This is a genomic window from Curtobacterium sp. NPDC088465 (assembly GCF_044753165.1).
GTDB lineage: Bacteria > Actinomycetota > Actinomycetes > Actinomycetales > Microbacteriaceae > Curtobacterium.
Genome location: NZ_JBIVMR010000001.1, coordinates 825419 through 844440, shown reverse-complemented (window position 1 = coordinate 844440; position 19022 = coordinate 825419). Strand labels below are relative to the sequence as shown.

Sequence of the window (19022 nt, the reverse complement as noted above, 5' to 3'; positions counted from 1 at the left end):
CTGGTACAGGGTGGTCGCACCGGACGGACCGGCGGCGGGAGCCGGAGCACCTGCCCGCGGTGCACGGGTGGTGCGGCCGTCGGATCCTGAGGCGGCTGACCCCTGGTTCACAGGCGCGGACCGGCGGACCAACGGTATCGTGTCGGACCCCGACCGTCCGAATCGCACGCGCGGCACCAGCCGGACGAGGAGACCGATGATCGCCACACCGAGGAGGACCACGCCGGTGACCCGCACGCCCGAACGCACCGCGCCCGAGTCGCGCGGACCGTTGGTCTCGCGGCGCTTGCGGTGGGGGCTGCTGGCGGCTCTGGGGTTCGTGATCGTGCCTCTCGTCTACGCCGTCGCCGTGCTGACGCCGGTCGGGCAGCGGGTCGAGGACGCCGCGCTCGGCGGGGTCCGGGAGTCCGACCTGTTCGGGTCGGACACTGCACTGAACGTCATCTCGGTGCCGGTCATCCTGTTGCTGGTGGTCGTGATCGCCGCCGTCGCGTTCGCCCGACGCCGGCTCGCGGTCGGACTCGGAGCGGGCGTCGTGGTGCTCGCGTCGGCAGCCACCTCGACTCTCGTGAAGCGTATCGCCGAGCGCCCGGAGATCGCCCAGTCGGAGACGCCCAACTCGTACCCTTCCGGACACGCGACGATCGCGCTCGCGGCACTGTTCGCCGTGCTCCTCGTGACGCCTCGGCGCTGGCGACCGGTGGTGACGATCGTGGGGGCTGCCTACGCCGTGTTCGTGGCGAACCAGACGGTCGTGTACGGCTGGCACCGGGTGAGCGACATCGTCGGGGCCTGCGCGATCGCCCTGTTCTGGCTCGGGCTCGTCCGTGCCGTCGGACCGCGGGTCGACCGCGGGGAGCGCGGTGACCGGGACGGGCGTCGGGGCCCCCGTCGCCTGGTGACCGCGTTGCTCCTGGTCGCGACGGGCGTCGGTCTGCTCGTCGGGGTGGTCGCCGTGGTCGCGGGCCTGGCCGGGATCGCCGACCTGCACGATGCGGTCCTGGTCGCGGGCCGCATGGCGTCGAGCGTGAGCGTGCTGGCCGTCGTCACGGTCGTGTGGCTCGCGGACGGGCTCCACCACGCCGCACAGACGGACGAACGCGCCCTGCCGCCCCGCCGCTGAGCTGCAGTCCAGGCGGACTGCCCCCCCCGAACGAGCGGACGCCTCGACGACCGGGAGGCGTCGCCGCTGAACGCCTCCAGGCACACCCGGCGCTGAGCGCCTCCGGGTCCACCTTGCGCTGTGTGCCTCCGGACGCACTCGGCGCTGGCGGGAATGCCCGGGGCTGCGGTACGTTGTACCCGGCAAGTCGATGCAAACGCATCGAACCAGTAGTACCAGCAGCCAGCACCAGGAGGCGGGCACCATGCAGTTCGGGATCTTCACCGTCAGCGACGTCACGACGGACCCCACGACCGGCACCACGCCGGACGACACCCAGCGCGTCCGGGACATCCTGACGATCGCCGAGCACGCGGACCAGGCCGGCCTCGACGTCTTCGCCACCGGCGAGCACCACAACCCGCCGTTCGTCGCCTCGAGCCCGACGACGATGCTCGGCTACCTGGCCGGTCGGACGGAACACATCACCCTGTCCACGAGCACGACCCTCGTCACCACGAACGACCCGGTCCGCATCGCCGAGGAGTACGCGATGCTCCAGGTCATCAGCGACGGCCGCATGGACCTCATGATGGGCCGCGGCAACACCGGTCCGGTCTACCCGTGGTTCGGGCAGGACATCCGTCAGGGCGTGAACCTGGCCATCGAGAACTACGCGCTCATCCGCCAGCTGTGGGAGAACGACGTCGTGAACTGGCAGGGGAAGTTCCGCACCCCGCTGCAGGGCTTCACCTCGACCCCGCGTCCGCTCGACGGGGTCGCGCCCTTCGTGTGGCACGGCTCGATCCGCACGCCGGAGATCGCCGAGCAGGCCGCGTACTACGGCGACGGCTTCCTGCACAACAACATCTTCTGGCCGATCCAGCACACCGAGCAGATGGTCGGTCTGTACCGCCAGCGCTTCGAGCACTACGGGCACGGCACGGCCGACCAGGCGATCGTCGGCCTCGGCGGGCAGTTCTTCGCCCGGAAGAACTCGCAGGACGCCTGGGACGAGTTCCGCCCCTACTTCGACAACGCCCCGGTGTACGGCCACGGCCCGTCGATGGAGGACTTCACCGCCCAGACCCCGCTCACCGTCGGCTCGCCGCAGCAGGTCATCGACCGCTACGCCACGATGAAGGACCACGTCGGGCACTACCAGCGCCAGATGTTCCTCATCGACCACGCCGGGCTGCCGCTCAAGACGGTGCTCGAGCAGATCGACATCCTGGCCGAGGACATCGTCCCCGAGCTCCGGAGGATCAACGAGGCGGACCGTCCGGCGCACGTGCCGTCCGACCCGCCCTCGCACGCCGACCGTGTGGCCGCCGCGCTCGCCGCGGGGACCGCGGCGAGCGACCACGTCGCGGCCGAGGACGAGTGGACGGGTGCGTCCGTCTGATCACGTGACCCCCTGACGGCCGGGAGGCGCGGTGCCGGCTGGCACCGCGCCTCCCGTCCGTCGCCACGCGCGTTCCGACCCATCGCACTCTCTCTTACGCGCGGGGCGACTGCTGCGGAGCGGTGCTGGCCCCGGGCTCCGGGGCCGGCGCCACCGGGCGGGCCGGCACCAGCTTGAGGCCGACGACGCACCCGACGATGCCGGCGATGAAGAGCAGGCGCAGGAACGTGACGGGCTCGGCGCCGGTCGCCATGCCCCACAGGACGGTGAGGGCCGCGCCGGTGCCCGTCCACACCGCGTAGGCGGTGCTGATCGGGATGTGCTGCAGCACGTACCCGAACGCGACCAGGCTCACGACGATCGTGACCGCGAAGAGGGCGGTCGGGCCGGGGACGGTGAAGCCGTCGCTGGCGCCGAGGGCCGTGGCCCAGACGGTCTCGAGCGCCGCGCTGACGAACAGGACGAGCCACGCCACGTCAGCTCACCACCTTGAGGCCGACCACGCAGGCGACCAGGCCGAGGACGAGGGCGACACGGGCGACGGAAGCGGCCTCCTGGCGGCGGAGGATCGCGACCACGACCGTCAGCGACGCCCCGATGCCGACCCACACGGCGTAGGCCGTGCCGACCGGGATCGCCTTCATGGCGAACGCGAGGCCCACCATGCTGAGCACCATGCCGGCGACGAACACGACCGTCGGCACCACCTTCTTGAACCCGTTCGACGCGCTCAGCGCGGTGGCCCACACCGCTTCGAGCACGCCGGACAGGACGAGCACGACCCATGCCATGGCGGTCTTCCTTCCTCGTCGCGAGTCGCACGGCTGTGCGACTCCTGCCGGACCGACGCTAGCACGAGTCGTACGAGCGTGCGACGATGTGCTGGTGACCACCCGCGAGGACCTCGAACAGCGCCGTCTCGACGTGTCCGACGCCGCGTGCCGCGTCCTCGCCCGCGACGGACTGGGCGCCCTGAGCGTCCGCGGCGTCGCCGCCGAGGCCGGGTTGCCACCGAGCACCGTGCGCTACGTGTTCCCGACGCAGGCCGCGATGCGCGAGCACACCATCACGCTCGTGTTCGACCGGACCCGGGAACGGATCGACGCGGTCCCCGAGGGGCTGCCCGATCGCGAGACCGCGCGCCGGATCCTGCTCGAGCTGCTGCCGCTGGACGACGAGCGGGTGGTCGAGCTCGACGTGTACCTGGCGCTCGGCAACGCCGCGCTCACCGACGCTGCGCTCCGACCGGCCCTGGACCGGGTGGTCGCCGAGATGCGCACGTGGTGCGACCGGATCGTCGCACTCGTCGGGGTACCGGAGGGCCAGCGGGTCGACGAGGCGTGCCGACTCCACGCGCTCGTCGACGGTCTCGCGGTGCACGTCACACGCCTCGCCCCGGGGGAGTCCGCCGAGTGGGCGGTCGACCTGCTCGACCGACACCTGGCCGGCCTGCCCTCCGACTGACACCCGTCCCCGCGCGGCTCGGAGGGAGCCGGCGCGCTCCTCGCCTATCCTGTCCCGGTGACGAGCGCTCCCACTCGCCCCGCCCCCACCCGCACGCTCACCGGCCCCGGCCTGGTGCTCGGCGCCGTCGTGGTGCTGCTCGGCGTGCGCGTGGTGTCGCCGAGCGTGGGCACGGCCGGGCTGCCCGACGTCGTGCAGGACTTCCTGACGCTCGCCATCAGCGTCGTCGTCGAGTCGCTGCCGTTCGTCGTGCTCGGCATCGTGCTCTCGATCGTCGTCGAGGTCTGGGTGCCGGCGGGCGTGCTCGAGCGGATCCTGCCCGAGCGGCCGCTGCCCCGACGGGCGGTCATCTCGCTCATCGGGATGCTCTTCCCGGTGTGCGAGTGCGGGAACGTGCCGCTCGCCCGGGGGCTCATGATGCGCGGGTTCACCCCCGCCGAGGCCGTCACGTTCCTGGTCGCCGCGCCCATCCTCAACCCGCTCGTGATCATCAGCACCGCGCAGGCGTTCGGGTGGTCCGGGTGGATCCTCGTCGTCCGCATCGTCGGGGGGTTCGTGCTGGCGAACCTGGTCGGGTGGATCGTCGCCGCGCACCGTCGCCCGGCCGAGCTGCTCCTGCCCGCGTTCGAGGCCCGGTGCCGTGCCGCCGTCGGGGCGCCGCGCTCCCGCAACCGCTGGCGTGAGAGCGCGTCGCAGTTCGGCGGCGAGACCGCGACGATGATGCCCGCGCTCTTCGTCGGTGCCGGGCTCGCGGCCGCGATCCAGGTCGCGGTACCCCGGTCGACGCTCGTCGCGGTGGGGGCGAACCCGGTGCTGTCGGTCGCCGCGATGATGCTCCTGGCGATGACGATCTCGCTCTGCTCGAACGTCGACGCGTTCTTCGCGCTGTCGTTCGCCTCGACGTTCCTGCCGGGGTCGATCACGGCGTTCCTGCTCATCGGGCCGATCATCGACGTCAAGATGATCGCCCTGCTCCGGACGACGTTCCGCGCGCGCTTCCTGGTGCTGCTCGCCGTCGTCTGCGTCCTGTTCACCGCGGCGGTCGGGTTGGTGATGAATGTCCTCGTCTGAGAAGGCTCCCGCGTACCTCGGGCTCGGGTCGGTGCTCGCGGTGGCGCTGTGCACGCTGTGGCTCGCCCTGGTCGGACACCTCGACCTGTACATCAACCCGCGGTACGACCTGTTCACGATCATCCTCGCCGCGGTCGCCGTGCCGGCCTCGGTGGCGGGGCTCGTCGCGGTGGCGCGCGGGCACGGGCACGCCCACGACGACGAGCAGGACCACGCGCACGTCGCCCACGCCGACGAGCACGACCACGCGCACGCCGCGCACGCCGACGGGGGCGACCACGCGCACGGTGACGGCCACGCCCGCACGCCCGACGACGGGACCGCCTACGAGCACGGCTCCGACGCCGCCCGGGCGGTCCGCCGCCGCGCCCCAGGAGCCGCACGGGTCACCCGCGGTGTCCTCGGCGGCATCGCGGCCGCTGCCACCGTCGGGGTCACGGTCGCCATGCTCGTGCTCCCGCCGACCACCCTGTCCGCCCGCACCGCCCAGCAGCGGAGCGTCGACACCCCGACCCTGTCGAACGCCACCGGCACGCAGGACGTCGCCCTGCTGGGCAGCGAGGGCGTCGACACCTCGGAGTACGGCGTGAAGGACTGGGCGGCGCTCATCCGTCAGACCACGGACACGAGCGCGCTGGTCGGCAAGCCGGTCGAGCTCTCCGGCTTCGTCGTCCCGGGCGCGGACGGGTCCTTCACGCTGACGCGCTTCGTGATCAGCTGCTGCGCCGTCGACGCCCAACCGGTCGGCCTCGGTGTGGTCGTCGACGGCCCCGTGCCCGACGCCGACCAGTGGGTGCGCGTCACGGGCAAGCTCGCGGCGAACCCGGACCAGTCCGCCGACGCACGGATCGTCATCCGTGCCGCCGACGTCCGCGACATCGACCAGCCGACGGACCCCTACGAGTACTGATGCGCACGAGCACCGACACCGACGACACCGCACCGCTCCGCCGCCGCCCGCGCGACCGGTTCCGTCGCCGACTGGTGGCGTCGATCACGGTGTTCGTGCTCGTCGGCGCCGTCGCCGCGGTCGTCGGCTCGCAGCAGGGCCCCCGGCTCCGTGACGTCACCTACGACGCCACCGGTCTCGTGTCCCGGCCGGCGCAGCGCGTCATCCTCACCGCGAACCAGGCCCTGCAGCAGGTCCCGGCCGACGCCGTCACCGTGACCCCGTCGGCCCCGCACACCGTCACCTCGAGCGGCAACACGATCGCGGTCGAGTTCGCCGGGCCGCTCGCCTACGACCGCACGTACGAGATCGCCGTGCGTGACGTCCGCGCCCCGGGGCAGCCCGCCGCGTCCGAGCTCCGCACGACGATCACGACGGGCAGCACCGACGTGCTCGCCCTCGTGCCCGCTCCGTCCGGCGGGAAGGACCGGATCGTCCGGCGCTCCCTCGACGCCGGCGGCGCCACCACGGTCTTCGAGGCCGCGGGCATCACCGAGTACGCGCGCCTCGGCCGCTCGCTCGTGGTCGTCCGCGGTGCAGACGGTCGCTCGTCGGTCGAGATCGTGCCCCTGGCCGGAGGCGTGCAGGACGACAGCACCCCCGTCGAGCGGCTGACGCTCCCGACCGCGGCGGGCCGGGTGACCGCGCTGCACGTCGCCGACGACGGGGCGTCCTTCGGGTTCGAGTACGCCGACACGTCGACCGGCCAGTCGCGGGACGTCGGGCTGTACGTGGTCGACATGACCGGCACGCACCTGCCGACGGCGATCGCGGCCGACGGGAAGCCGACCGCCGGTGCCGAACCGATGACCGTCGGGCAGTGGGCGTACGTGCCCCGCACCGAGAGCGCCCTGGTGCGGACCGGCTCCGACGACCTGGTGCTCGTCGACATGAGCGGGCGGAACGACCCGGTCCGGCTCGGCAGCGCGACGTACCTGCACGGCTACGTCGGCAGCGGCACCACGGCGGTCGTCGAGACCGGCACGGGGATCGTGCGGCTCGACCTGACCGACGGGCAGCGCCAGGACCTGCCGGCCCCGCAGGGCAGCACCGATGCGCCGTACCTCGGTCGGATCGCCCCGCTCACGGACGACACGTACGTGCGCGTGGTGGGCGAGGTGCGGGCCGACGGCACCCTCGCCCAGCGGATCGTGCGCGTGGACGGGGGCCGCGCCTCCCGGCTGCCCGTGACGGTGCCGGAGGACGCGAGCGTCGCCGCGGTCTGCCCGTCCCCGAACAGTCAGTTCCTCGCGGTCACCACGCGGTCCGCGTCGGGGGACCTGGTGAGCGTCGTGGACGCCTCCTCCGGCGCCCTCGAGGCGAGCGTGCAGGCGTCCTCGGTCGACTGGTGCGGCGCGCTGCCGTCCGGCGACGAGGTCGGCTGACCGGCGACGAGCGACGAGCAGCGGCCCGGGGTCAGCGCCGCAGCGTCTGCTTCGGGTACTCCCCGAACCGCCGCAGGTACTCGCCCGAGAACCGCCCCATGTGGGTGAAGCCCCAGCGGGCCGCGATCGCGGCGACGGCGACGGAGCCGGGCTCGGCACGGAGCAGGTCGTCGTGCGCCCGACGCAGCCGCACCTCGCGCAGGTACTGCATCGGCGTGCGGTCGAGGGTCCGCTGGAAGGACTCCTGCAGTCCGCGCACGCTCAGACCGGCAGCGATGGCGATGTCGGACACCGTCAGCGGCTCGTGGGCCCGTGCGTGGACGGTCTCGACGGCGGAGCGGACGCGGGCGTTGCGGTGCTCACCCCAGCCGACGGGAGCGGGCTCCCCGTGGAACCGGTACAGGTCGAGCAGGGAGCGGACGACCTCGCGCTGGGACTCGTGCCACGCGAGCGATCCCGCGCCTCCGTCGCGCAGCGCCCGCACAGCCGATGCGACCGACGCACGCCACCGCTCGACGGCCGCCGTCGTGGGTGGCGTGAACCGGTCGAAGGCGAGCGTGCCGTCGACGAGGTGGCGCTCGGAGGCCACGTCGAGCACGAGGTCGCGGTCGAGGTGCACCAGTCGCTGGTCCCAGTCGCGGTACTCCATCTCGAAGCGCTGCTCGATCGGGAAGAGCACGGGGACGCCCGGCTGCATGCGGACGGCGTTCCGGCCGGTGTCGACGGTCGCGGTGCCGGAGTCGAGCCACTGGACGACGACCTCGCCCTCGACGGCGACGTCGCCGCGCAGTGAGCCGTGCATCTGCGACCGGCGGATGCTCATGCGCTCGTCGCCGACGGCGACGTAGCGGTACCAGTAGTCGTCGTCGACGTGCGCCGAGTGCCAGGCCTTGCCGGCGTACATCCCGGCGAGGTCGGCGATCGCGCCGTCGGTGTCACTGCCGGACACCGACACCAGGGAGCGGAGTCCCTCGTTCGTCGTGTCGTCCACCGAACCAGCCTCCCTCCTCGTGTCGGCGCAGCGGGCGCGTCGCGCAGCCCGGACTGCTGTCTCGCGTTCTGCGGACAAGGAGGGTGGTGCCACTCCGGACGGACGGACGGACGGGAGGCGCGGTGCCGGCCGGCACCGCGCCTCCCGTCCGTGGACCCGTCGTCAGGCCAGCGTGGCCGCGTCGATCACGAAGCGGTAGCGCACGTCCGAGGACAGCACGCGCTCGTACGCCTCGTTGACCTGGTCGGCGCTGATGAGCTCGGTCTCCGGCAGGATGTCGTGCTCGGCACAGAAGTCGAGCATCTCCTGGGTCTCGGCGATGCCGCCGATGGCCGAACCGGCCCAGCTCAGGCGGCGCGGGATGAGCGCGAACGCCGGGACCTCGAGCGGCTCGGACGGGGCGCCGACGTTGACGAGCGTGCCGTCGACCTTGAGCAGCCCGAGGTACGCCTTCATGTCGAGCTTGGCCGAGACGGTGTTGATGATGAGCTCGAACGACTGCGCGAGCTGCTCGAACGTGGCCGGGTCCTTCGTCGCGTGGTGGGCCTTCGCGCCGTAGCGGAGCGAGTCGGCCTCCTTCGACGTGGTCTGCGACAGGACGGTGACCTCGGCGCCCAGGGCGACGGCGATCTTGACGGCCATGTGGCCGAGGCCGCCCATGCCGACGACCGCGACCTTCGAGCCGGGGCCGACCTTCCAGTGGTGCAGCGGCGAGTAGGTGGTGATGCCGGCGCAGAGCAGCGGCGCGACCTTCTCGATGTCGAGCGACTCCGGCACCTTGAGGACGAAGTCCTCGTTCACGACGACGGCCTGCGAGTAGCCGCCCTGCGTGATCGAGCCGTCGGCGGGGTCGACGCTGGCGTAGGTGCCGGTGTTGCCCTCGAGGCAGTACTGCTCCTGGCCGGCACGGCACTGCTCGCACTCGCCGCAGGAGTTCACCATGCAGCCGACGCCGACCCGGTCGCCGACCTGGTGCTTCGTGACGTTCGCGCCGACCTCGGTGACGTGGCCGACGATCTCGTGGCCGACGACCTGCGGGTACTGGATCGGACCCCACTCGCCGCGGACGGTGTGGATGTCCGAGTGGCAGATCCCGGCGTAGGCGATGTCGATCATGACGTCGTCGGGGCCGACGTCACGACGGGTGATGGTGGTCTTGACGAGCGGCTCGGTGGCCGACGGTGCCGCGTACGCGTTGACGGTGCGCATTGGTCTCCTCGTGGGGGTGCTTCTCGGGTCGGGTGCGACCCGCTCCCCAGTGTGGTCCCGCGCCGCGGGGGCAGGGAGGTTGCGTCGGGGTACCCCTCGTGCGCCCGGGCGGGCGTGTCGGCCACGCCCCGGGCGCTCAGCCGACGAGCCGCGCCAACCGCTGCCCGGCGATCGTCGCGAAGCGCAGCGGGTCACGCAGGGCGTCGTCCGGCTCACCGGTCGTCTGCGTCGCGAGCACCACGAGCGAGGCCGCCGCCGCGAAGTCGTCCAGCCGCGCCTCGATCTCGCCCGCGACCAGCACCACCCGGGCCCCCGGCGCGTGCTCCGTCGCGAGCGCCCGGACGACCGTCGGCACCTTGCCCGCAGCGCTCTGCTCGTCGAAGCGTCCCTCGCCGGTGACCACGACGTCGGCGCCGTCGAGCAGCGACGGGAGTCCGAGCACGTCCGCGACCGCGAGCGCTCCCGGTGCGAGGGTCGCGCCCCAGGCGAGCAGCCCGAAGCCGACACCGCCCGCGGCACCGGCACCGGGCGTCGCAGGGTCGACCTCGGGCAGGCTGCGTGCCCAGGCGGCGAGCCGCTCCTCGGACGCCGGGGCAGCGTCCGGCGTGATGCCCTTCTGCGGTCCGAACACGGCCACCGCACCGGCCGGCCCGAGCAGCGGTGACGTGACGTCGGACAGGACGACCACCCCACCGGCGGGCAGGGGCCGGAGCCCCGACCGGTCGACCGCGCCGGAAGCACCGACGGCGAGCCCGAGCGCCTCGAGCACCGGGCGTCCGCCGTCGGTGGAGGCGCTGCCCCCGATGCCCAGCACGAGCCCGGTCGCGCCCGCGTCGAGCGCCGCCGCGATCGCCTCGCCGAACCCTCGGCTCGTCGCGGTCTCCGGGAGCAGTGCCCCGCCCAGGAGCGGCAGCCCGCTCGTCGCCGCGAGCTCCACCACGGCCCGGCCGTCGGGCAGGCGCAGCCAGTGGGTGTCGACGGGGGTGCCGGCCGGCCCGGTCACCGTCACGGGCACGTGTTCGGCCGCCGGGTACGCCGCGGCGAACGCGTCGAGCGTGCCCTCGCCGCCGTCGGCCATCGGCACGGTGACGACGTCGTCCTCCGGCCGTTCGTCGAGCCACCCGGCCCGGACCGCCCGCGCGGTGTCGGCCGCCGTGGCGGTGCCCTTCAGGGAGTCGGGAGCGATGACGACGCGCACCGGACCACCGTAGCGGGGCGGCGGGCGGTCAGAGGGCGAAGCGGGGGATCGGCTCGCCACCGGTCGCCAGGTCGGCGAGGAGCTCCCCGAGCAGCGGCGCGAACTTGAACCCGTGCCCGGAGAACCCGGTCGCGACGGTGAGCGGTCCGCGCCGGTCGATGACGAAGTTCTCGTCCGGCGTGGTGTCGTACAGGCAGCTGATGAACGTCGGGCGTGTGGCGTCGACGCCGGGGACGTACCGGGCGACGTAGGCCTGCAGCCGCGCTGCCTCCTCGGGCACGGGGCGCTTGTCGCGGGCGTCGGGGTCGACGACCGGGCCGGTGCCGTGGAACCCGACCTTGACGCCCTCGCCCGGGGTCAGCAACCCGTACACGTCGTCGCCGTCGGCCCAGTGCACGAACGACGGCCAGGCCTCGTCCGGCAGGTGGCTCGGGAAGTGGGCGGGCTGCTCCTGGGTGACGCGGACGGCCGGGAGGCGCGCCCCGCGTGCGGCGAGCACGTCACCCACCAGCGTGGGCGCCCAGGACCCCACCGCGGCCACCACGCTCGCCGTGCGGACCGCCGTACCGTCGCCGAGCGTCACGGTGACCGCGTCCCCGTGGTCCGCGACCGCCGCCACCCGGGTGCCGAACCGGAGCTCGGCGAGGCCCGTCCGCTCCGCCAACGTCAGCAGGAGCTCGATCGTGTCGGCCGACCGGATGCGTCCGGCCGTCGCGTGGGTCAGGACGTGCCCCTCGAACGCGATGCCGGGCCAGCGGGCCGCGGCGGCCTCCGGGGTCAGGGTCTCGTGGGGGATCCCTGCTCCGGCCAGCGCTGCGGCGATGGCGTCGACCACCTCGGGCCGGCCGTGGTCGACCGCGCCCGTCCGGTCGAGCAACGTCGTGCCGGTCGTCGACTCGAGGGCGTCCCAGAGCGCGAGCGCGCGGGTCGTCAGCGCGACGTACTCCGGGACGCTGTAGCCCTGCCGGAAGATCCGGGTCGCGCCGTGCGACGAACCCTCGAGGTGTCCGCGACCGTGCTGCTCGACGAGCAGGACGCGCTCGCCGCGGGCGGTCAGGGCCCGGGCTGCTGCGGCGCCGACCACGCCGCCGCCGATCACCACGTGCCCGTCGAACCGGGTCTCGTCCGGCTGTGTCCCGTCCATCAGGGCAGCGTAGTGCGGCGTGGTGACCGCCCGGCGCTCAGCCGACCGGTACCGTCTCGCGCCGCTTCTGCCGCCAGGGCCTCGCCGGAGCGTCCTCGCCGTTCCACACCTGCACGACGCCCCACCCGGCGGCGATGAGCGGCACCGCGAGCAGCGCGCCGGTCACCCCGCCGAGCACGGTGCCCGCGGTCAGGCCGACCAGGATGACGAGCCCGTGCAGCCGCAGCGTCCTGCCCATGAGCACGGGCTGCAGGAAGTTGCCCTCGATCTGGTTGACGAGCACGACGATCGCGACGACGATGACCGCCTTCACCGGCCCGAGTGCGACGAGGGTCACGAGCGCCGCGAGCGTGCCGGCGATCGGTGCGCCGATCATCGGGATGAACGAGGTCACGAACGCCACCACCGCGAGCGGGATCGTCAGCGGGACGCCGAGCACGGCGAGCCCGGTGCCGATCGCGACCGCGTCGAAGGCGGCGACGGCGGCCGTCCCGCGCACGTACCCGCCGAGGGTCGTCACCACGCGGTCGCCGATGCGGCGCGCACGGTCGTACTGCTCGCCGGTGAACGGGCGGAGCAGGAACTCCCACAGCGCGGGGCCGTCCTTGAGGAAGAAGAACAGGATGACCGCCATCAGCACGGCCCCGGTGACGACGTTCGTCACCGCCGAGATGCCGGCGACGGCCCCCGCCCCGAACCGGGCACTCGTCACGAAGTCGACGACACCGTCCACGGCGTCCTCGATCTGCCCGTCGGTGATGCGCACGGGCAGCTCGTGGAGCAGGTCCTGCACCTGCTGGAGCCCGTCGACCGCCGAGTCCTGCAGCGAGGACCACTGGTTCGCGACGGCGGCGACGAGGAGCCACAGGACCCCGGCGAGCACCGCGAGGACGGCCACGAACGCGATCGTCGTGGCGAGCACCGACGGGACTCCGTGCCGACGGAGCCAGCCGACCAGCGGGTGCAGGGCCGACGCGATGATGAGCGCGAGCAGCACCGGGATCGTGACGAGGCTCAGTGTGGTCGCAGCGGTGACGATCCCGCCGAGGACCACGACGATCACCACGGTCTGCAGGCAGCGCACCGCGAGTCGGCCGTACGGGTCGGTCCAGGTGCTCGGGCGGACGCTGGTCGGGGCGGGGGAGCGGCGCAGGTGCATGGCGGGGTCTTCCGGGTCGTGCTGACGGGTGGAACGACGGGAGGCGCGGTGCCGTCCGGCACCGCGCCTCCCGTCGTCGTGGAGCTCGTGGACTACGCGCGGCTCCCGCGGCGGCCCGTGATGAGGCCCCAGATCACCAGCACGACGAGCGCGCCGAGGATCGCGATGATCCAGGACTGGATGCTGAAGAAGCCGTCGTAGCCGACGTTGAAGACCGCGCCGCCGATCCAGCCGCCGATGAGGGCGCCGATGACACCGAGGACGAGCGTGGCGAGCCAGCCGCCGCCCTGCCGACCGGGGAGGATCAGCTTGGCGATGGCGCCGGCGATGAGGCCGAGGAGGATGAAGCCGAGGAAGCTCATGGGTGGTCCTTTCGTTGTGCGGACGTGCGTGATGTGTGGGTCCGGGACGCCGGAGGTGGGGTGAGCCACTCGGGACTGGAGCACGAGGGCCGCCGGCTCCGTCGGGAGCCCACACGGTGCATCGACCGTTGACGCGTTCGTCCAACGAGGTCTACCAGGCGCTGCCCGGGCGGGTTCGGAGCCGCGTGTACCTCACCGATTCGTCAGCCCTGCTCATCGGTGTCCTCCCGTGCGCGTCGCTGCTCCTCGGCGTGCTCGGCGCGGAGCCCTCGACGGCCGGCGAGCCGTTGCAGGAGCTTCCGGAGGAAGAACGCCTCCATGACGACGGCGATCACGAACCCGGAGAGCGCGAACACGACGTGGGCGGCGTCGGAGCCGCTCGTGAGGACGATCGTGGGGAAGCCGACCAGGAGCGCAGCGCCGCCGACGACGTTCCACCAGCACGCGACGATCCCGTCCGGCATGCGGTTCGACAGTCGCGGGTCGTCCGACGGATCGGTGCGATCCCACCAGGACGTCATGCACGCAGCGTAGCGAGGCTGACGACGGGCATCAGGAGGAGCAGTGGAGCGAGTGACGGGAATCGAACCCGCGCTACCAGCTTGGGAAGCTGGAGTTCTACCATTGAACTACACTCGCGCATCCCGCCGGACGGGACGCAACAAGCCTAGCGGATTCTCCGCTGGACGCCAGCCGAACGCGCGCCGCACGGTCCGTGGCGGTGGTGGGTCGGGCCTCCCGGTCGGTCCGGCCCGGTCGCCGTGTCTCCCCTGTGAGGTGCCCTGGCCGACGGACACGTGTCGTCGGCGTGTGTACCGTCCAGGGGGTTCCGACGCCCTACCGGAGGAGGACCCGGATGGTCAGGCATCCCCTCATCGACGACGTGGTCGGCCCCGCCATCGTGGTCCGCTCTGCATCGCCGGTCGTGTGGTTGACGGAGTCGCTCGCCTCGCTGCTCCGTCGTGCGTCCGAGTCCGGCCGCACGGTCGTGCTCCGCACCGGCCAGGAGGCATCCGTCACCCCCGCCCTGCGGCACGCGCTGGGCGTGCACCAGGCAGCATGGGCCGTGGACGGTCCCGACGGCAGCATGCGGGACGGCCGCACGGGCGTCGGCGCCTCGGGCATCGAGGACTTCGTCCGCCGCGGGCCGGAACTCGTCGGTCCGCCGGCGCCGGGACACCTCGCATCGCCGGACTCGGTCCGCCAGATCAGCATCGACCTGACCCTGCGCCACCACGCCGGTCGGTCGGTCGACATGGGGACCGCGATCGAGGCCCTGTGCGAGACCGTCGGCACCTGTCCCACGCACTGGGGCACCAGTGAGCCGCTCACGGTGCCGTGGGACCGCTGGGTCGTCACGCAGTACGCCAAGCACGAGGCCCCGGAGGTCTCGACCTCGTACGCGCACGGCGAGGGGTTCTCGGCGACCATGACCGCGCACCTGCTCGACGGCGTGGTCGTGGAGACGATGTCCGCGGTGCTGACGATCCCCGAGCACGGTGCCGACCCGGCCCTCGCGTCGCGGCTCCTGGACGCGGTGCACCGCGTCGCCGACCAGGTCGAGCCGGTGTTCGGCGTCGTGATGCAGCGCCGTGGTGACGCCGACCACCTGGTCCGCGCCGTTGCCCACGAGGAACCGACCCCGCTGGCCGTCGTCGTCGGTCCGGAGGCGGCGGAGTTCCTCGACCGTGCCGGCGAGTGGCCGCCACCGCGCACGTCGACCACGGGCTTCGGCGGCGGTGGGCTGGTCGTGCGCTTCGACGACGGGTGGGAGGCACTCGAGTCGTTCCTCGACCGCATCGACGAGGACCGCTTCCTGCAGCTCGTCGGCGGTGCTCCGCTCGACCCCGCACACGACGACGGCGCGCTGGACGGCCACGACCGCGGGTCGCACGCCACCTCCGGCCGGAGCACGGGCGGTCAGGGTGCCGCGTGACGTGACACTCCTCTGCCGTGGACCGGTGGAGACCCGCGACGTCGCCGAGGCGCTGCTGCTGCACGACGAGTCGTGGGGCGTCCGTGCACTCGACGACGGTCCGGTGCTGCAGGTCTGCCGCGACGCGACGCACCCGGTGATCACGGTGCTCGGTGTCCGACGGGTCGACTCGATCGACGAGGTCGCGCGGATCCTGCCGGACGCCCCGACGCTGTCCGCGCCGCTGTGGTGGGTGGACACGGTGACGCCGTTCGGCCCGGAGGGCGAGCCGGGTGTGACCGCTGCGCTCGAGGCGTCGATGGAGCTCGACGCCGTCTGCATCGTCCACGGCGACTGACCGGACGCAGGGTCCGAACCCCGCCCGGTGCCGGGGGGATCGGCGTCAGTCGCGCTTGCTCATGGCGGCGAGCCGCTCGTTGTACGCCTTGAGGTCCGCGTCGCCGTCGCGCTCGGCCTTGCGGTCGAGGCGCTTGGCGTCCCGCTTGTCCGTCCGCACCCAGTTGCGCACCACGAGCAGCGCGACGAACACCATCGGCAGCTCGGACGCGCCCCAGGCGATGCCACCGCCCGTGTGCTGGTCGGCGAGCAGTGCCCGGTCGTCGGTCTGGCCGAGGGCGTGGAACCAGTCGGCCGCGAACACGGACTGCGAGGTCATCACGGCGACGCCGAAGAAGGCGTGGAAGGCCAGGGTCGCCAGCAGCGCGATGATGAGGATCGGGTACTGCGGGCGCTTCGGACCCGGGTCGACGCCGACGAAGACCCAGAAGAACAGGTACCCGCTGAAGACGAAGTGCACGACCATCACGACGTGCCACTCGTGCGACTGCATCGCGTACTGGAACGCGGGGGTGAAGTAGAACACCACGAGCGACCCGGCGAAGATGACACCGGCGACGGCGGGCTGCGCGAGGAACTGCATCCACCGCGAGTGCGTGAAGAGCATGAGCCACTCGCGAGCGCCGCGCGACCCGTCGTTCCGCACCGGCAGGGTCCGCAGCGCCAGGAGCACCGGCCCGCCGAGCACGAGCGGCAGCGGCACGAACATCATGAGCAGCATGTGCTGGAGCATGTGCGACGAGAAGTGCACCATGCCGTAGACCGCCGGCCCGGCCGAGGTGGTCCAGATGAACAGCGCGCAGCCGAGCAACCACGCGATGGTCCGGCCGACCGGCCACGAGTCGCCGCGCTGCTTGAGCTTCCGCACCGACAGGAGGTACCAGCCGGCACCGACGACGGCGATCGCCAGGTACACCCAGTCGATGTGCCACTGCGTCAGGTAGGTCTGCACGGTCTGCGCCGGCGGGTACGTGTACCCGAGCAGGCCGGAGCGGGTGTCCTGCCCGGTCTCCGGCGTCTGCGGGATCGGCGGCTGCGAGCGGGACACGGCGACCGAGACGCCGATCGCGACGGCCATGAAGACGACCTCGGCCAGGGCGAACCGCACGAAGAGCTTCCGGTCGAGCGGTGCACGGAGCAGACCCGGCACGAGCTTCCGGCGCTGGGCGACCCCGGCGAGCCCGAGCAGCACGAGGATGACGGCCTTGACCGTGATGAGCCAGCCGTACGTCGTCGTGACGAGGTCGGCGGGGCCGGTCAGGCGGAGCGAGGCGTTGACGATGCCCGAGAAGGCCACCGCGGCGAAGGCCCAGCCCGCGAGCGTCGAGTAGCGGGCGACGACCCGGCCGGTGGCACCCTTCGTCCGGGTGCGGAGCAGCAGCACGGCGACGAGACCGCCCGCCCAGACGCACACGGCGACCAGGTGCACGGCGAGCGAGTTCACCGCGTTCGCGTGCTCGAGGGCGCCCGCGGCGTGCCCGGAGAGTGCGAGGGGCAGCAGCGCGAAGAGCGCGGCGACGGTGGCGACCGCGAGCGTGGTGACCCGGGTGGCGAACGCGGCGACGAGCGTCGCGACGAGGATCGCCGCGGCGGAGACGACGAGTGACTGGCCGATCTCGACCTGGAACGCGAAGAGCAGGAAGTTGCGGGCGAACACCGGGCTGGTGAGCGGGACGCCCAGGGTGTTGGCGCCGGTCAGCACGATGCCGACGACGGCCGCCAGGAACCACACGGCACCGGCTGCGGCACCCCACCGGGCGGCTCGGTGCTGCACGCTCGACATCGCACCGTGGTCCGTCTTCTTCGCGGGCAGCGCGAACGCGGCGACGATGAGCAGGCCGATGGCCAGCGCGGCGGTCGTGTCGTGCACCACGCGGGCGACCGGCAGGCCGTACTCGACCAGGTCACCGGCGGAGACGAGCTGCTGCGACGCGGTGAAGGCGCCGGTCACGGTCATGCCGAGCACGGCGCACGCCACGGCGAGGGGGATCGCGATGACCAGGACCGTCGCGACGGTGGTGGATCGCGCGGTGGTGGGGGCGGGGTCGGGTGCCGTGTCCCCGGGCTGCGTGGCGGCTGACGTGACGGTCATGACCGTCCAATGGTAGGTCGCCCGCCTGACACCCCGGTCCCAGTCCGGGACCGTCCCGCTCCCGACTCCCGACGTTCGATCGGCCGTCAGTCGCGGTGCTCCCAGATGCCCTCGCTGCCGACCCCGACGAACCCGACCGCCTCGTTGACGTCGAGCATCGGTCGGTTCTCCTCGGCGTTGAAGGTGACGATCGACGGCCGGCCCGGGAAGTCCCGCTCGACGGTCTCGATCCCGACCACCTTGAGGAGCCATCCGAGTCGGTGCCCGCGGTGCTCGCGGAGCACGAGCGTGTCCCACTGCATCACGGCCCGAGTGGGATCGTCCGGCACCTTCAGCTGACTGAAACCGGCTAGGGTGGTGCTCTCGACGTGTTCGACGGTGACGGTCAGCATGGTGTGCGGCCCGCTCGCGAGCTGCTCCTCGGACTCCCGGACGCGGTCGGCGGTCCAGACGTCCTCGGGCTCCTGCATGTCGCCCTCCGGCGCGTCGGTGCTCATCCGGGTGTGCAGCAGCGCGAGGTCGTCGAGCCACCGCTCGGGGGTGGCGCCGGTCCACGTGTGCACTCGGTAGGCCAGTCCGGCCGCCGTCGCGGCGCGGTCGTGCAGCTCCCGGACGACGGAGGCGTCGGCGGGGAGCCCGAGCCGACTGATGCGGTTCACCTGCCCGAAGCGCCAGCCGCGTCCGGTCAGGAAGCGCACCGCCGCCTCGTCCTCGGGGACGGCGCCGGAGCCCGTCGGGGCCTGGCGGTACCCGGGCCCGTCGCCGGGACCGACCTGTCGCGAGACCGCGTACGTCTTCCACTGCGTGCGGCCCTCGGTCCGGGCGAGCTGCTCGAGGTGGTCGGTGAGCAGCGTGCCGAACCCCCGGCGCTGGCGGTCGGGGCGGACGCCCACCGACAGCCAGCAGTTCGTCGTGCCCGGCTCGGTCTTCGAGTCGTACGAGCCCGCGGCCACGACGTCGCCGGTGTCGTCGCGCACGACGAACAGGCGGCTCGGCGATCCCGGCTCGTGGCACATCGGCAGGTACTCGGCCGGGGTCCACGGCAGTTCGGGCAGCCCGTGCACCGCGACCTCGGCGGCGTCGGACACCGCGAGCCAGTCCGAGAACGCCCGCACCAGCTCCGGGTCGTCGTCCATCGTCGCCGGCACGACGAGTTCCTCGACGACGAGCTGCCCGTCGACCGTGTCGGTGTGGTCGGCCATCGTTGCCCCCTGTGGTC

Annotated in this window: 19 protein-coding genes and 1 tRNA gene; 8 read left to right on the top strand and 12 right to left on the bottom strand. The window is 72.8% G+C overall.

Translation table 11 applies throughout. The features are described from left to right. The first annotated feature begins 226 nt into the window (after positions 1-226). Both ACIP6W_RS03780 and ACIP6W_RS03775 read left to right on the top strand, forming a co-directional pair. Positions 227-1123: a phosphatase PAP2 family protein gene (locus ACIP6W_RS03780; RefSeq protein ID WP_066651815.1), complete on the top strand. Its 897-nt coding sequence runs from the start codon at positions 227-229 to the stop codon at positions 1121-1123. Positions 1124-1367: 244 nt separating this feature from the next. Next, entirely contained in the window at positions 1368-2507 is a 1140-nt protein-coding gene (locus tag ACIP6W_RS03775) for a CE1758 family FMN-dependent luciferase-like monooxygenase (protein ID WP_066651817.1), read from the top strand. 94 nt (positions 2508-2601) lie between these two features. On the opposite strand, the gene ACIP6W_RS03770 is transcribed toward ACIP6W_RS03775, so the two are convergent. Further along, positions 2602-2982, bottom strand: coding sequence for a multidrug efflux SMR transporter (locus tag ACIP6W_RS03770; RefSeq protein WP_066651819.1), 381 nt, complete (start codon positions 2980-2982; stop codon positions 2602-2604). Between the two features lies 1 nt (position 2983). Further along, positions 2984-3298 (bottom strand): multidrug efflux SMR transporter, encoded by a 315-nt coding sequence (locus tag ACIP6W_RS03765; RefSeq protein WP_066651821.1) that lies wholly within the window; start codon positions 3296-3298, stop codon positions 2984-2986. Positions 3299-3392: 94 nt separating this feature from the next. Between ACIP6W_RS03765 and ACIP6W_RS03760 the strand changes: the two genes are divergently transcribed. The 4 genes from ACIP6W_RS03760 to ACIP6W_RS03745 are packed head-to-tail and all read left to right on the top strand — an operon-like array spanning position 3393 to position 7376. After that, positions 3393-3971, top strand: coding sequence for a TetR/AcrR family transcriptional regulator (locus tag ACIP6W_RS03760; RefSeq protein WP_400428355.1), 579 nt, complete (start codon positions 3393-3395; stop codon positions 3969-3971). A gap of 57 nt (positions 3972-4028) precedes the next feature. After that, the gene (locus ACIP6W_RS03755) at positions 4029-5042 is read left to right on the top strand and encodes a permease (protein ID WP_066651825.1); all 1014 of its coding nucleotides are present in this window, start codon (positions 4029-4031) and stop codon (positions 5040-5042) included. After that, positions 5029-5952: a TIGR03943 family putative permease subunit gene (locus ACIP6W_RS03750; protein WP_066651826.1), complete on the top strand. Its 924-nt coding sequence runs from the start codon at positions 5029-5031 to the stop codon at positions 5950-5952. The genes ACIP6W_RS03755 and ACIP6W_RS03750 overlap by 14 nt, the downstream gene beginning before the upstream one ends. Then, positions 5952-7376 (top strand): hypothetical protein, encoded by a 1425-nt coding sequence (locus tag ACIP6W_RS03745; protein WP_400340486.1) that lies wholly within the window; start codon positions 5952-5954, stop codon positions 7374-7376. Before ACIP6W_RS03750 ends, ACIP6W_RS03745 begins: the two co-directional genes overlap by 1 nt. A gap of 31 nt (positions 7377-7407) precedes the next feature. Here ACIP6W_RS03745 and ACIP6W_RS03740 read toward each other — a convergent pair whose 3' ends face one another. The 8 genes from ACIP6W_RS03740 to ACIP6W_RS03705 form a co-directional block, all read right to left on the bottom strand. Beyond that, on the bottom strand, positions 7408-8367 hold the full coding sequence (locus tag ACIP6W_RS03740; RefSeq protein WP_066651828.1) for a helix-turn-helix transcriptional regulator: 960 nt from the start codon (positions 8365-8367) through the stop codon (positions 7408-7410). A gap of 162 nt (positions 8368-8529) precedes the next feature. Next, positions 8530-9576, bottom strand: a complete 1047-nt coding sequence (locus ACIP6W_RS03735; RefSeq protein ID WP_251161104.1) for an NAD(P)-dependent alcohol dehydrogenase — start codon at positions 9574-9576, stop codon at positions 8530-8532. Positions 9577-9712: 136 nt separating this feature from the next. After that, complete coding sequence (locus ACIP6W_RS03730) at positions 9713-10774, bottom strand: glycerate kinase (RefSeq protein WP_066651833.1); 1062 nt, start codon at positions 10772-10774, stop codon at positions 9713-9715. A gap of 28 nt (positions 10775-10802) precedes the next feature. Beyond that, on the bottom strand, positions 10803-11918 hold the full coding sequence (locus ACIP6W_RS03725) for an FAD-dependent oxidoreductase (RefSeq protein ID WP_400428352.1): 1116 nt from the start codon (positions 11916-11918) through the stop codon (positions 10803-10805). Between the two features lie 37 nt (positions 11919-11955). Then, positions 11956-13077: an AI-2E family transporter gene (locus ACIP6W_RS03720; protein ID WP_400428349.1), complete on the bottom strand. Its 1122-nt coding sequence runs from the start codon at positions 13075-13077 to the stop codon at positions 11956-11958. Positions 13078-13169: 92 nt separating this feature from the next. Continuing rightward, complete coding sequence (locus ACIP6W_RS03715; protein WP_066651839.1) at positions 13170-13439, bottom strand: GlsB/YeaQ/YmgE family stress response membrane protein; 270 nt, start codon at positions 13437-13439, stop codon at positions 13170-13172. 203 nt (positions 13440-13642) lie between these two features. After that, positions 13643-13960, bottom strand: a complete 318-nt coding sequence (locus ACIP6W_RS03710; protein ID WP_400428347.1) for a hypothetical protein — start codon at positions 13958-13960, stop codon at positions 13643-13645. Between the two features lie 44 nt (positions 13961-14004). Then, positions 14005-14078 (bottom strand) — tRNA-Gly (locus tag ACIP6W_RS03705). A 217-nt stretch (positions 14079-14295) separates the two neighbouring features. On the opposite strand from ACIP6W_RS03705, the gene ACIP6W_RS03700 reads away from it, so the two are divergent. Further along, positions 14296-15375, top strand: coding sequence for a DUF6177 family protein (locus ACIP6W_RS03700; RefSeq protein ID WP_400428345.1), 1080 nt, complete (start codon positions 14296-14298; stop codon positions 15373-15375). A 25-nt stretch (positions 15376-15400) separates the two neighbouring features. Beyond that, complete coding sequence (locus tag ACIP6W_RS03695) at positions 15401-15712, top strand: hypothetical protein (RefSeq protein WP_209684196.1); 312 nt, start codon at positions 15401-15403, stop codon at positions 15710-15712. 45 nt (positions 15713-15757) lie between these two features. On the opposite strand, the gene ACIP6W_RS03690 is transcribed toward ACIP6W_RS03695, so the two are convergent. Both ACIP6W_RS03690 and ACIP6W_RS03685 read right to left on the bottom strand, forming a co-directional pair. Further along, on the bottom strand, positions 15758-17803 hold the full coding sequence (locus ACIP6W_RS03690) for a cytochrome c oxidase assembly protein (RefSeq protein ID WP_400428343.1): 2046 nt from the start codon (positions 17801-17803) through the stop codon (positions 15758-15760). Between the two features lie 86 nt (positions 17804-17889). Beyond that, the gene (locus ACIP6W_RS03685) at positions 17890-19005 is read right to left on the bottom strand and encodes a GNAT family N-acetyltransferase (RefSeq protein ID WP_400428340.1); all 1116 of its coding nucleotides are present in this window, start codon (positions 19003-19005) and stop codon (positions 17890-17892) included. Positions 19006-19022: the final 17 nt, after the last annotated feature.

Excerpts from the sequence above, each read along its gene's own strand:
- ACIP6W_RS03775 (WP_066651817.1), top strand. The coding sequence starts at position 1,368 with ATGCAGTTCGGGATCTTCACCGTCAGCGACGTCACGACGGACCCCACG.
- ACIP6W_RS03765 (WP_066651821.1), bottom strand. The coding sequence starts at position 3,298 with ATGGCATGGGTCGTGCTCGTCCTGTCCGGCGTGCTCGAAGCGGTGTGG.
- ACIP6W_RS03750 (WP_066651826.1), top strand. The coding sequence starts at position 5,029 with ATGTCCTCGTCTGAGAAGGCTCCCGCGTACCTCGGGCTCGGGTCGGTG.
- ACIP6W_RS03745 (WP_400340486.1), top strand. The coding sequence starts at position 5,952 with ATGCGCACGAGCACCGACACCGACGACACCGCACCGCTCCGCCGCCGC.
- ACIP6W_RS03735 (WP_251161104.1), bottom strand. The coding sequence starts at position 9,576 with ATGCGCACCGTCAACGCGTACGCGGCACCGTCGGCCACCGAGCCGCTC.
- ACIP6W_RS03725 (WP_400428352.1), bottom strand. The coding sequence starts at position 11,918 with ATGGACGGGACACAGCCGGACGAGACCCGGTTCGACGGGCACGTGGTG.
- ACIP6W_RS03720 (WP_400428349.1), bottom strand. The coding sequence starts at position 13,077 with ATGCACCTGCGCCGCTCCCCCGCCCCGACCAGCGTCCGCCCGAGCACC.
- ACIP6W_RS03715 (WP_066651839.1), bottom strand. The coding sequence starts at position 13,439 with ATGAGCTTCCTCGGCTTCATCCTCCTCGGCCTCATCGCCGGCGCCATC.
- ACIP6W_RS03710 (WP_400428347.1), bottom strand. The coding sequence starts at position 13,960 with ATGACGTCCTGGTGGGATCGCACCGATCCGTCGGACGACCCGCGACTG.
- ACIP6W_RS03700 (WP_400428345.1), top strand. The coding sequence starts at position 14,296 with ATGGTCAGGCATCCCCTCATCGACGACGTGGTCGGCCCCGCCATCGTG.
- ACIP6W_RS03690 (WP_400428343.1), bottom strand. The coding sequence starts at position 17,803 with ATGACCGTCACGTCAGCCGCCACGCAGCCCGGGGACACGGCACCCGAC.
- ACIP6W_RS03685 (WP_400428340.1), bottom strand. The coding sequence starts at position 19,005 with ATGGCCGACCACACCGACACGGTCGACGGGCAGCTCGTCGTCGAGGAA.